Source organism: Citrobacter sp. RHBSTW-00524, from assembly GCF_013747755.1.
GTDB lineage: Bacteria > Pseudomonadota > Gammaproteobacteria > Enterobacterales > Enterobacteriaceae > Citrobacter > Citrobacter braakii.
Genome location: NZ_CP056421.1, coordinates 5,133,898 through 5,146,391 on the forward strand (window position 1 = coordinate 5,133,898; position 12,494 = coordinate 5,146,391).

The following is a 12,494-nucleotide window of genomic DNA, read 5'->3' on the forward strand; positions in this document are numbered from 1 at the left end:
TACCCGCACAAAATAGAATTGTGCTGTATAAACGTCCAGTTTAAAAGGAATTTCCTGCGAGGCACTACGCAAAATAAAAAGGCCGAACGCGTCGGCCTTTTTGAATAGACGGGAGAATTACAGTAAACGACGCGCAGCTTCCACCACGATTTTCACCGCGTGGCTTTCTGTTTGTTTCATCGTTTCCGCATTAGGGATCTCTTGCTGAGTACGGTTCACAATAACACCCGCGACCATACCGGCACGCAGACCCTGGCTTGCGCACATGGTGAGCAGCGTAGCAGATTCCATTTCGTAGTTCATGACGCCCATAGACTGCCACTCTTCCATTGAGCCTTTGAAACGGCTCACTACGCGACCAGAGAAGGTGTCATAACGCTCCTGGCCCGGATAGAAGGTATCAGAAGACGCGGTAACGCCTACGTGGGTGGTGGCGCCGATAGATTTCGCCGCTTCCACCAGCGCGGTGGTGCACTCGAAGTCCGCGACAGCCGGGAATTCCATTGGCGCGAAGTGCAGGCTTGCACCGTCCAGACGGACAGATGCTGTGGTGACCAGTACATCACCTACATTGATATGTGGCTGGATGGCGCCAGTCGTACCGATACGCAGGAAGGTACGAATGCCCAGCTGTGCCAGTTCTTCTACGGCAATAGAGGTTGACGGACCGCCGATACCGGTAGAGCACACGATCACGGCTTTACCATCCAGCTCAGCACGCCAGGTAGTGAACTCGCGATGAGATGCCAGCTTAACCGGCTTATCCATCAGCGCGGCGATCTTTTCCACACGCTCCGGGTCGCCAGGGACGATAGCGAGCTGAGCCCCTTGTAAATCGTTCTTAGTGAGGCCGAGATGAAAAACATCAGACTTAGACATAAAAACTCCTCTGTGAATCGGTTTTGTCAGAAGAAGCAAAAACACACTTTACCGAAGGCATGAACATATTTTCGTGACAGTCATCACTATGATGTAAATCAATTGCATTCCATTACCATAAAATAGTGACTTGAATCACATAAATGATGCGATGTAAGGAAGCCCTGCACAAAAGATAGACCGTTTAAGGCAATGTGGTTCGTTGCATGTGTCTATAGTTAACAATGCGCTTTTTGGCTGAATATTTAAGGGTACGGAGAATACCATGACAACACGACAATCTGGCTTTGCACCTGCTGTATCTCCACCGACGTCTACCACGGTTCACACTCCGGATAACGCCATTATCGCCGGTGTAACGTCCATACCTTCACAAGGCGATGATATGCCAGCGTATCACGCACGACCAAAACAGTCCGATGGCCCGCTGCCTGTGGTCATTGTCGTGCAGGAGATTTTTGGCATTCATGAACACATTCGTGACGTTTGCCGCCGTCTGGCTCTGGAAGGGTATCTGGCTATCGCACCAGAGCTCTATTTTCGTGAAGGCGATCCCAATGACTTTGCCGATATCCCCACGTTGCTCAGCAGCCTTGTCGCCAAAGTGCCTGACTCTCAGGTATTGGCCGATCTGGATCACGTCGCCAGTTGGGCTTCTCGTAACGGAGGAGATGCCCACCAGTTGATGATCACCGGATTTTGCTGGGGTGGACGCATCACCTGGCTGTATGCAGCTCATAATCCGCAGTTAAAAGCGGCGGTAGCGTGGTATGGCAAACTGGTGGGCGATAAAACTCTCAACTCGCCGAAACATCCTGTTGATATCGCAACCGATCTTAACGCCCCCGTTCTGGGACTTTATGGCGGCCAGGACACCAGTATTCCGCAAGATACCGTTGAAACAATGCGTCAGGCGCTGCGCGCCGCCAATGCAAAAGCGGAAATCGTGGTCTATCCCGATGCCGGACATGCGTTTAACGCCGATTATCGTCCGAGCTATCACGAAGAGTCCGCAAAAGATGGCTGGCTGAGAATGCTGGAGTGGTTCACACAATACGGCGGGAAGAAATAAACGTTAATTGCCCGGCGGCGACTACACCTTACCGGGCCTACAACTCTTGCTATTTCCTGTAAGCCGGGTAAGCGCTTGCGCTTCCCGGCCACCGGCTCTGAATTACGCCTGACGCAGGTTCTGCGCAGCTTTGACCATGTTCGCCAGCGCGGCGCGGGTTTCCGGCCAACCGCGCGTTTTCAGGCCGCAGTCCGGGTTGACCCACAGACGCTCGGCCGGAATACGCTGCTCGGCTTTCTTCAGCAGGGCTTCAATCCACTCCACGCTCGGGACGTTCGGCGAGTGAATATCGTATACGCCCGGCCCGATTTCGTTCGGATAGTCGAACTCTTCAAACGATTCCAGCAGCTCCATATCAGAGCGTGAAGTCTCAATGGTGATCACGTCCGCGTCCAGCGCCGCAATGGAGTCCATGATGTCGTTGAACTCGCAGTAACACATGTGGGTGTGGATCTGGGTTTCATCCTTCGCCACCGCCGCGTTAATGCGGAAGGCTTCCACGCCCCACTCCAGATACGCCGCCCAGTCGCTGCGGCGCAGTGGCAGACCTTCGCGCAGTGCCGGTTCGTCAATCTGGATGATGCCAATACCCGCCGCTTCCAGATCCGCTACCTCATCACGCAGCGCCAGCGCAATCTGCTTAGCGATGGTTTCACGCGTCACGTCTTCACGCGGGAATGACCAGCAGAGAATGGTCACCGGACCGGTCAACATGCCTTTTACCGGTTTGTCGGTCAGCGACTGGGCATACTTCGCCCACTCCACGGTAATCGCTTCCGGGCGGCTGACATCGCCAATAACCACCGGCGGCTTCACGCAGCGAGAGCCGTAGCTCTGCACCCAACCATTCTGGGTAAAGACGAATCCGTCCAGGTGCTCGCCAAAATATTCCACCATGTCGTTACGTTCGGCTTCACCGTGCACCAGCACGTCGAGCCCCAGACGTTCCTGTTCAACGATCGCCTGTTTGATATGTTCCGCGATACCGGTGCGGTAGTTACTTGCATCCAGGTTGCCCTTTTTGAAGTCCAGACGCAGGCCGCGAATTTCCGTGGTTTGCGGGAATGAGCCGATAGTGGTGGTCGGCCATGCCGGCAGATTAAAGCGGGCACGCTGCGCTTCGGCGCGTACCGGGTAAGCGTTGGCACGTTGGCTGTCCTGGGCGGTGATCGCCGCCAGACGTTTTTCCACTGCGGTGTTGTGTACGCGGGTAGAGTGACGACGAGCCTGGATCGGTGCGCTCCACGCCACAATTGCCGCCGTATCACCGCTGTTCAACGCATCACGCAGCAGCGCCAGCTCGCCGCATTTTTGTAGGGCGAAGGCAAACCAGCTCTTCACTTCTGCATCAAGGCGGGTTTCCACGCTGAGATCGATTGGGCTGTGCAGCAAGGAGCAGGAAGAAGCTACCCACAGGTCACGTTTCCCGACGATATCTTTAATTTGCGCGTATTTTTCGCTGAGATCGGCACGCCAGACGTTGCGACCGTTCACCAGCCCCGCTGACAGCAACCAGTCGGCAGGCAGACGCTTGTGCAGCTCGGCCACATCATCTTTACCGTGCACGAAGTCAACGTGCAGCCCCTGCACCGGCAGCGCGGTAATGGTATCCAGGTTTGGCGTTACGCCTTCGAAGTAGGTGGTCAGCAGCAGCTTCACCTGACCCGTCAGCGCGTCATACGCCGGTTTGAAGGCGTTCAGCCAAACCTGAGGCAGCTCCAGCACCAGAGCCGGTTCATCAATCTGCACCCAATCAATACCGCGTTTCGCCAGCTCAGCCAGCACCTGCTGGTAAACCGGCAGAATATCGTTCAACAGGCTCAGGCGGTCAAACTGTTCGCCCTTCACTTTCCCCAGCCACAGGTAAGTTACCGGTCCCAGCAGCACAGGTTTCACCTTGTGACCGAGCGCCAACGCTTCATCCACTTCATCCAGCAGTTGGGTCCAGGTCAGTTTGAACTGCTGACCTTTAGTGAACTCTGGCACCATGTAGTGATAGTTGGTGTTAAACCATTTGGTCATTTCTGCCGCCGCCGCGGGCTCCCCGGTTGGTGCGCGGCCACGGCCAATGCGGAATAAGGTATCGATATCGACCGAGCCGTCTTTATTTTGATGACGAGCCGGAACGTTGCCGAGCAGCAGGCTGGTGGTCAGCACGTGATCGTACCAGGCAAAATCGCCCACTGGCAGCAGGTCAACGCCCGCCTGCTTCTGCTGATCCCAGTGACGGGCACGCAGCTCGCGGCCAACGGTTAGCAAATCTTCACGGGAAGAATTTCCCGCCCAGTAGCTTTCTTGCGCTTTTTTCAGCTCGCGACGCAGGCCAACGCGAGGGAAACCGAGGGTGTGATTAAGTATTGTCATTTTTCTTCCTCTAATTATATGTAAATCCTATTGATTTTTAATTTAGGGAAGGTGGCAAGTTTATTCATCCCAGGAGCTTACTGAAGTAAGTGACCGGGGTGGAAAAACACAGCCAACGCACCATAAATTTAAAAGACGAAGGATTTTAGCCATCCAGATGTTTACACATCCATAATTGACAGTTACTGTATATTCCTCAAGCGCAATTTGTTCATGCCGAAGTGAAGGACTTTCATGATCGAGATTAAACACCTGAAAACGCTCCAGGCGTTGCGGAATAGTGGTTCGCTGGCGGCCGCAGCGGCGACGTTGCATCAGACCCAATCCGCCCTCTCTCACCAATTCAGCGATCTGGAACAGCGCCTTGGCTTTCGACTTTTTATCCGTAAAAGCCAGCCTCTGCGCTTTACGCCTCAAGGCGAAATTTTGCTGCAGTTAGCAAATCAGGTGTTGCCGCAAATTGGTCGTGCGCTGCAGGCCTGCAACGAACCGCAGCAAACCCGGCTGCGGATCGCTATTGAATGCCATAGCTGTATTCAATGGCTGACGCCCGCGCTGGAGAATTTTCGTGCCAACTGGCCGCAGGTGGAGATGGACTTTAAATCCGGCGTGACGTTCGATCCGCAACCAGCGCTACAACAGGATGAGCTGGATCTAGTGCTGACATCCGACATTCTGCCGCGTAGCGGACTGCACTACTCGCCGATGTTCGATTTTGAAGTCCGCCTGGTACTGGCGCCGGACCATCCGCTGGCCAGCAAGACGCAGATCACGCCGGAGGATTTAGCCAGTGAGACGCTGCTTATTTACCCGGTGCAACGGAGTCGACTGGATGTCTGGCGGCATTTCTTGCAGCCTGCGGGCGTTAGTCCGTCGCTGAAGAGCGTGGATAACACCCTGCTGCTGATTCAGATGGTTGCAGCCAGAATGGGTATTGCAGCTTTACCGCACTGGGTGGTGGAGAGTTTTGAACGCCAGGGTCTGGTGGTGACCAAAACCCTGGGCGATGGATTGTGGAGCCGGCTATACGCCGCCGTGCGCGATGGCGAGCAGCGACAGCCGGTCACGGAAGCGTTTATTCGCTCAGCGCGGAATCACGCCTGCGATCACCTGCCGTTTGTACGGAGTGCGGAACGACCCACTTTCGATGTACCCACAGTGAAGCCACTATCACAGCCGCACCAATGATGAAGCTTGGCCAGTGAGGCTGTTGATGCCAGATAGCCAGGTTAACCAGCAGCCCGGCCGGCACATGCATATTGTTCATGATGCCCAGCGTCCCCGCATCCACCTGGGTCGCGCCGTAGTTCCACATAAAGTAACCAATGCCGGACGCTGCCACGCCAAGAAAGACCAGAATTCCCCACTGTAGCGTGGTTGCAGGCATTTTCTGCGCATTCCCCAGCATGAACCAGGCCACGACCGCCACCATAAAGGCCCCCATGTAAAACCAGGCAAAGGCGTTGTGCTGCGGCATTGGCCGCGTTTCCATCAGACGCTTGTAGCCCACCATGCCAATGGCAAAGCTGATATTGGACAACTGCACCAGCAGCAGGCCGGTCCAGAAGTGGCTGGTCACCTGATCGTAACGAATGATCCCCGCACCAATCACCGCCAGCAACGCACTGAAGGCGTAGCTCCAGCGCAGACGACGTCCGCTCATCAGGTCATAAATCAGCGTAATGTAGAGCGGCGTCAGCACGGTAAAGAGCAGCAGTTCTGAAACCGTCAGGTACAGATAGGCGTGAAAACTCAGCATATACATAATGCCAAGCTGCATGGCGCCCACCAGCATATACAGCGCGATGGTTTTTACGCTATGCCCACGGGTACGTAAAAATGGCAGGAACACCAGCGCCGCCAGCCCAACGCGCACCAGCACCGCAAAATAGCTATCGACATGACCGGCAAGGTACTCGCCAAACAGGCTAAAGGAAAAGGCCCACAGAATTGTGGTAATGATGAGTAACGCCACAATGGATGTCTCTTAACAAAAGGTACGCCCATTGTAGCGAAGTTTTAAGTTGACATCTGGTCAACTAACGAACAAAAACATTACTGCAAAAACAGCTCACGCAGATAATGCGGCACGGCATCGTCGGCATTAAGACCAATGACTTCCAGTTCCGGATGCAGATCCTTCAGGCGCTGGTGAGCATTGCCCATAATGCAGCCTTTGCCCGCCATGGAGAGCATTTCCGCGTCGTTCATCCCGTCGCCAAAAGCGATACAATCTTTCAGGCTATAGCCCATAGCTTTCGCCACCGCTTCCAGCGCATGGCCTTTCGATACGCCGCCAGCCATGACTTCCAGGCAGGTAAGCGTAGAGAAACTGACGTTGACGCGGTCGCCCCAGCGGGCGTTAATCGCCTGCTCCAGCGGCAGCAGCCTTTCGTGAGAATCAGTGGTGAAAAACACCTTACTCACGCCTTCCGGCTCCAGTAGCGCAGGTTCAAACAGTGAATAGTTAAACACTGCTTCTTTGAAGAAGCGCATTTCGTCCGGGCGATGGCGGTTCATAAACCACTCATCATCACGATAAACGTTGGTCACGATGTCCGGGTTTGCATTCACTACGCCAAACAGGTCGCTGGCAATGTCGCGATCCAGGTTATGCGAAAACACCAGATTCCCGTCAGAATCATGCACCCGCGCGCCGTTGGACGTGATCATGTAGGTTTTAATGCCGAGGTTATCGCGAATTTGCCCCACATCAACATGATGACGGCCAGTCGCAAACACGAAGTTAACGCCACGAGCGGTCAATAACTTCAGCGTCTCTTTGGCATAAGGGGACAGAGTATGGTCGGGAGAAAGCAGCGTACCGTCTAAATCAGACGCAACAACCTGATACATAAGAAAATTCAACCTCTAGGCAAAGCGGGTTCCGCTGGATGAGTTATGCTTGTCGAAAAATTCGACAATAGCGTTAAGCGCGACTGAGCGCATTGCGTCCTTTTCAAAAAGGATCTCATGGTACGCGCCTTTGATGACCAGCGGCTGCCCCCCTTCTACGGGATGGCCCGCTGCGGCGCGGAGTTCACAAAAACGATCGTGCATGCGGTTATCTACCACACGCTCTTCTTCGGCCTGAATCAGCAGCGTCGGCGTCGCGTCGTCTCCTGCTCCAGCCAGAACCTGTTCGCCTGCCAGAATACCTTCACGTACCCAGTGGTAGGTGGGGCCGCCAACGCGCAGCCGCGGCTCATCCGCATAGAAGCGTAGATTGCGCCGATAGCGCTGTCGACTATGGGTTAACGCATTCATACCGAATGGCAGCGCCCGCCAGCGCCCGGTCCCCATCGCATAACCTTCGCGGATCCGCGGATGCCCTTCAGCCCAGTCCAGAATGTGGCGTACCATCCAGTCGGGAAAGCGCATCACAATACCAAACATCGGCGCGCAAAGCGCGATGGCATCACACTGATTCGGGTGGCGCTGCAAGAATAACGTGGCTATCGCTCCGCCCATTGAATGCGCCAGTATATAGCGCTTTCTCCACGGACCGGGTAGCACTTCCTGCTGCCAGAAGGCGGTTAAATCGTCGACATAGTCATTAAAGTTATCGACATGACCGCGATGCGGGTCCGAAAGCATACGCCCAGAACGCCCCTGGCCACGGTGATCGATAATGAGGACGTCAAAACCAGAATGAAACAGGTCATACGCCAGTTCAGCGTATTTCACGTAGCTTTCAATGCGTCCAGGACAGACGACGATGACGCGATCGTTTTTTTCTGCGTGAAAACGCACAAAATGGACGGGGATATCATCCACGCCCGTAAATTCCGCTTCTTCCCGCTGACGCCAGAAATCTGTCAGTGGCCCCATGGAAAAAGCAGCAAACGCGTTTTCTCTTGTTTCCCAGTCTTTTTGCTGCTGAAACATCGGGTATCCAGCCTCGCTGACCAAGTAAAATCGTTTTTTTCGCCGTCGCTGACACAACCTAACGGCAGTAGCGTATTGTGGCATAAAAATAGACAATCCGGGAGTTTCTCATGACCTTTGAATGGTGGTTCGCCTACCTGTTGACCTCTATTATTTTGAGCTTGTCTCCAGGCTCTGGCGCAATCAACACCATGACCACCGCCATCAGTCACGGTTATCGCGGCGCCAGCGCGTCGATCGCTGGTTTACAGACCGGGCTTGGCATTCATATCGTTCTGGTTGGTGTAGGACTGGGAACGCTATTTTCACGTTCGGTGATCGCATTTGAGGTGCTGAAATGGGCGGGGGCGGCCTATCTGATTTGGCTGGGTATTCAGCAATGGCGGGCGGCGGGTGCTATCGATCTGAACACCATGGCGAATACGCAATCGCGCAGCCGCCTGTTCAAACGCGCAGTCTTTGTTAATCTGACCAACCCCAAGAGCATTGTTTTCCTTGCCGCCCTGTTCCCGCAGTTTATCCTGCCACAGGAACCGCAGTTAATGCAGTATGTGGTGCTTGGCGTCACGACCATCGTGGTCGATATCATTGTGATGATCGGTTACGCGACGCTGGCCACGCGCATTGCTGGCTGGATTAAAGGGCCAAAGCAAATGAAAGCGTTAAACAAAGTGTTTGGCTCGCTGTTTATGCTGATAGGCGCCTTGTTAGCCTCGGCACGGCATGCCTGATGAAGGCGCCGGAGGCGCTTGCGCTTATCCGGCCCGGAAGGAACTTAACGCGAAATAATCAGGTGGATACCGAAGCCCGCAAACAGCGCACCGGCAAAACCATCAATCCACTTCGCCAGACGCTGATAGCCACGACGCATTTTCGGCAGTGCAAACAGGCTGGCGACTACGGTAAACCACGCCAACGTTTCCACGATGATCAAGGCAAAGATCCCCCAGCGTGCGCCCGTTCCCACGTTATCGCCAACGAACAATGAAAACACGGAGCCAAAATAGATAATGGCTTTAGGGTTCGCCAGGTTGGTCAGCAGCCCCTTCAAAAAGCTGCGTCCGCTCTGCGCCAGCTCAACTTGCGGAGTGGGAGTCGCAACATCCTGTTTTTTAAATGCACCACGTAGCATCTGATAACCCATCCAGCACAGATACAGCCCCCCGCCCACCATAATAATGGTGTGCAGCCAGGCCATTTTTTCGATAATCAGATGTAGGCCGAGCAGCGCTACGCCAGCCCAGACCATGACGCCACAGGTAATACCCAGCACGCCCATCATAGCTTCTTTGCGCGAACGGCTAACCGCTGTTTGAGAAACAAAGAAAAAGTCGGGACCAGGGCTCATCAGCGCAACGATATGCACCAACGCAACGGTGAAAAATAGCGTTAACATAAAAATGACTCGCGGGGGAAATAGTTCAGTGAGTCACCATCCTGGCACTTTTTTGCCTGGCTGACTACTCTTCGTCGTCACCATCAACGTGCGCGCGAATAAGCGCCATAAACTCTTTGCCAAAACGCTCAAGTTTACGCATCCCCACGCCATTAACGCTCAGCATTTCGCTCGGTGAAACCGGCATCTGCTCAGCCATTTCAATCAGCGTGGCGTCGTTGAACACCACATACGGCGGGATATTCTCTTCATCAGCAATGGCTTTACGCAGCTTCCGCAATTTGGCGAACAGTTTGCGATCGTAATTGCCACCGAAGGATTTCTGCATCGCTCGCGGTTTCAGCGCCACAATTCGCGGTACCGCAAGCTGTAGCGCAACATCACCACGCAGTACCGGACGCGCGGCTTCGGTTAGCTGTAACGCGGAGTGATGAGCAATATTCTGCGTCACCAGCCCAAGATGAATAAGCTGGCGGATAACGCTTACCCAATGTTCGTGGCTTTGCTCACGACCAATGCCATAGACAGGCAGCTTGTCATGGGCCAGCTCGCGAATTCGCTGGTTATTCGCTCCGCGCAGAACCTCCACGACATAACCCATACCAAAGCGTTGATTAACACGGTAGATAGTCGACAGCGCTTTGCGCGCATCCATGAGTCCGTCGTACTGTTTTGGCGGGTCGAGACAGATGTCGCAGTTACCACACGGCTCCTGACGCCCCTCGCCAAAATAGTTCAACAGCACCAGACGACGACAGGTTTGCGCCTCGGCAAACGCCCCCATCGCATTGAGCTTATGCCGTTCGATATCCAGCAGTTGCCCGGCGGGTTTCTCTTCGAGGCAACGGCGCAGCCATGCCATATCAGCCGGATCGTAAAACAGCATTGCTTCCGCAGGCAGGCCGTCACGCCCGGCGCGGCCGGTTTCCTGATAATAGGACTCGATGTTGCGCGGAATATCGAAATGCACCACGAAGCGTACGTTGGGTTTGTTGATTCCCATGCCAAACGCCACGGTCGCTACGACGATTTGCAGGTCATCACGCTGGAATTTCTCCTGCACTTCTGCACGTACAGCGTTTTCCAGCCCGGCATGATAAGCCCCGGCGCTAATGCCTCGGCTTTGCAGACGCGCGGCGGTGTCTTCTACTTTAGCGCGACTGTTACAGTAGATAATACCGGACTTACCGCGCTGCTCTTGCACGTAGCGCATCAGTTGATCGAGCGGCTTAAACTTCTCCATCAACATGTAGCGAATATTCGGGCGATCAAAGCTGCTGATCTGAATTAACGGGTCGTTGAGCCCCAGCAGACGCACAATATCCAGCCGGGTTGTCTCGTCCGCGGTCGCGGTCAGCGCGACAAACGGCAGAGTTGGGAAACGCTGACGCAACTGCCCCAGCGCGGCGTATTCCGGGCGGAAATCATGCCCCCACTGCGAAATACAGTGCGCTTCATCAACCGCCAGCAGCACCGGGTTCCAGTGCGCCAGATTTTCAAGGAAGTTATCCAGCATCAGGCGTTCGGGCGCAATGTACAGTAAGCGAATCTGCCCGCTACGACAGCCTGCCATCACCTCAAGCTGCTGCTCACGACTTTGGGTGGAGTTCAGACACGCGGCCGCCACGCCGTTGGCAAGCAGTTGATCGACCTGATCTTTCATCAGAGAAATCAGCGGAGAAACAACAACGGTGAGGCCGTTAAGCAATAATGCGGGAATTTGATAGCACAGGGATTTTCCGCCACCGGTCGGCATAACGACCAGGCAGTCGCGACCAGCGATCACGGTATCAATGATTTCTTCCTGACCAGGGCGAAACTGTTGGTAGCCAAAGGTTTCCTGCAAAACCTGTTTAGCGCCCATTTCCAGATTCAACACTTCCGCCTGCGCCACATTAACCCCATTAGCCTGAAATAAAAACAGGCGCTATTTTCAGCGCCTGAGAGAGAAACTGCAATGATTAAAATACTCTCAATACCTGTCAGAAGATATCGTTAAGCATTACACCCACGCCAACACGGGTCTGATTGAAGTTGTAGTCAATCAGTGATTCGCCGTAGCCGCTGTAGACCTGGGTATAAAGACGCACATGCTTGGTAATGGGATAACTGGCCCCCAGCTCTGCGCCGCCATAGCCGGTATTCCAGTTGTACTGGCCTTTCACACTGATCACCGCGTCACCCAGGTGATAACCCATTTTCAACTGATAGTAGCCCATATATTTGGTGATATCAGGGTTATCGTCAGTGCTGCCGATAACGTACCACGGCTTAACTTCCACCAGCCAGTTACCGTTTTCAGCCATCAGCCGGGTGTAAAGGCGGTTCCAGCTACGTGAGGTGGGGTCGGATCGACCATTGGAGTCATGGTTATAGCCCATTTCGACATCGCGGAGCGTCCAACCGGCAAAGCGATAGTCGGTGGCGAAACCGAGGAACAATTGCGGTTCATAGTTGGTTTCGCGAAACGGCGCAGACTCTTCACTGTTCGAAAGCTGCCACCAGGACTTCTGGGTATAGGAACCGCCGAGTACCGAGTTCGGGCCTAATATTCCGCGCCAGAGCGGAAACGCCAGGCTTAGCTGAAACTTAACCTCATCTTTGCGCGCATTTTCGGACCAGCTATAGCTGCTGATCGCCTCTTTGTTCATGTCGCTGGTATTGGTGTAGATGAGATAGTTGGTCTCATAAGGATAAAGCGTGAAAGGGTTGTCATGCTCCTGCAGCATGTTGGCGATAATACTGCCGCGAACCGCCGGTGCATCATGAATCTCTTTCACTGTCGCTTCCTGCGCATACGCGGTCAACGGCAGCATGACTGCTGGTAGTAACCATCCCAGAATCGCCCGCATCGGTAATGTTCTCCTGAACCAAAATATTGATGAATTGTATAAT

Annotated in this window: 11 protein-coding genes; 3 read left to right on the forward strand and 8 right to left on the reverse strand. The window is 54.1% G+C overall.

Features of this window, described 5'->3' with window-relative positions; translation table 11 throughout:
* Positions 1-117: 117 nt before the first annotated feature.
* A complete protein-coding gene (udp, locus tag HV229_RS24580) occupies positions 118-879 on the reverse strand; it encodes a uridine phosphorylase (RefSeq protein WP_006686084.1) in 762 nt (253 codons plus the stop codon).
* Between the two features lie 265 nt (positions 880-1,144).
* Between udp and HV229_RS24585 the strand changes: the two genes are divergently transcribed.
* Positions 1,145-1,951 (forward strand): dienelactone hydrolase family protein, encoded by an 807-nt coding sequence (locus HV229_RS24585; protein WP_016155137.1) that lies wholly within the window; start codon positions 1,145-1,147, stop codon positions 1,949-1,951.
* A gap of 102 nt (positions 1,952-2,053) precedes the next feature.
* On the opposite strand, the gene metE is transcribed toward HV229_RS24585, so the two are convergent.
* Complete coding sequence (metE, locus tag HV229_RS24590; protein WP_181546596.1) at positions 2,054-4,315, reverse strand: 5-methyltetrahydropteroyltriglutamate--homocysteine S-methyltransferase; 2,262 nt, start codon at positions 4,313-4,315, stop codon at positions 2,054-2,056.
* Positions 4,316-4,549: 234 nt separating this feature from the next.
* On the opposite strand from metE, the gene metR reads away from it, so the two are divergent.
* Positions 4,550-5,503, forward strand: coding sequence for an HTH-type transcriptional regulator MetR (metR, locus tag HV229_RS24595; protein ID WP_003017908.1), 954 nt, complete (start codon positions 4,550-4,552; stop codon positions 5,501-5,503).
* Here the strand turns inward: metR and HV229_RS24600 are convergent.
* From HV229_RS24600 to pldB, 3 genes are all read right to left on the reverse strand, one after another.
* Positions 5,391-6,290 (reverse strand): carboxylate/amino acid/amine transporter, encoded by a 900-nt coding sequence (locus HV229_RS24600; protein WP_016157852.1) that lies wholly within the window; start codon positions 6,288-6,290, stop codon positions 5,391-5,393. The genes metR and HV229_RS24600 overlap by 113 nt on opposite strands.
* 80 nt (positions 6,291-6,370) lie before the next feature.
* On the reverse strand, positions 6,371-7,171 hold the full coding sequence (gene yigL, locus HV229_RS24605) for a sugar/pyridoxal phosphate phosphatase YigL (protein ID WP_008787091.1): 801 nt from the start codon (positions 7,169-7,171) through the stop codon (positions 6,371-6,373).
* A 15-nt stretch (positions 7,172-7,186) separates the two neighbouring features.
* Entirely contained in the window at positions 7,187-8,203 is a 1,017-nt protein-coding gene (pldB, locus tag HV229_RS24610; protein WP_003017911.1) for a lysophospholipase L2, read from the reverse strand.
* A 110-nt stretch (positions 8,204-8,313) separates the two neighbouring features.
* Between pldB and rhtB the strand changes: the two genes are divergently transcribed.
* On the forward strand, positions 8,314-8,934 hold the full coding sequence (gene rhtB, locus HV229_RS24615) for a homoserine/homoserine lactone efflux protein (RefSeq protein ID WP_003828938.1): 621 nt from the start codon (positions 8,314-8,316) through the stop codon (positions 8,932-8,934).
* Positions 8,935-8,978: 44 nt separating this feature from the next.
* On the opposite strand, the gene rhtC is transcribed toward rhtB, so the two are convergent.
* The 3 genes from rhtC to pldA form a co-directional block, all read right to left on the reverse strand.
* Entirely contained in the window at positions 8,979-9,599 is a 621-nt protein-coding gene (gene rhtC, locus HV229_RS24620) for a threonine export protein RhtC (protein ID WP_016155134.1), read from the reverse strand.
* A gap of 64 nt (positions 9,600-9,663) precedes the next feature.
* Positions 9,664-11,493, reverse strand: a complete 1,830-nt coding sequence (gene recQ, locus HV229_RS24625; RefSeq protein ID WP_019078429.1) for an ATP-dependent DNA helicase RecQ — start codon at positions 11,491-11,493, stop codon at positions 9,664-9,666.
* Positions 11,494-11,581: 88 nt separating this feature from the next.
* Positions 11,582-12,451, reverse strand: coding sequence for a phospholipase A (gene pldA / locus HV229_RS24630; RefSeq protein WP_016157849.1), 870 nt, complete (start codon positions 12,449-12,451; stop codon positions 11,582-11,584).
* Between the last annotated feature and the right edge of the window lie 43 nt (positions 12,452-12,494).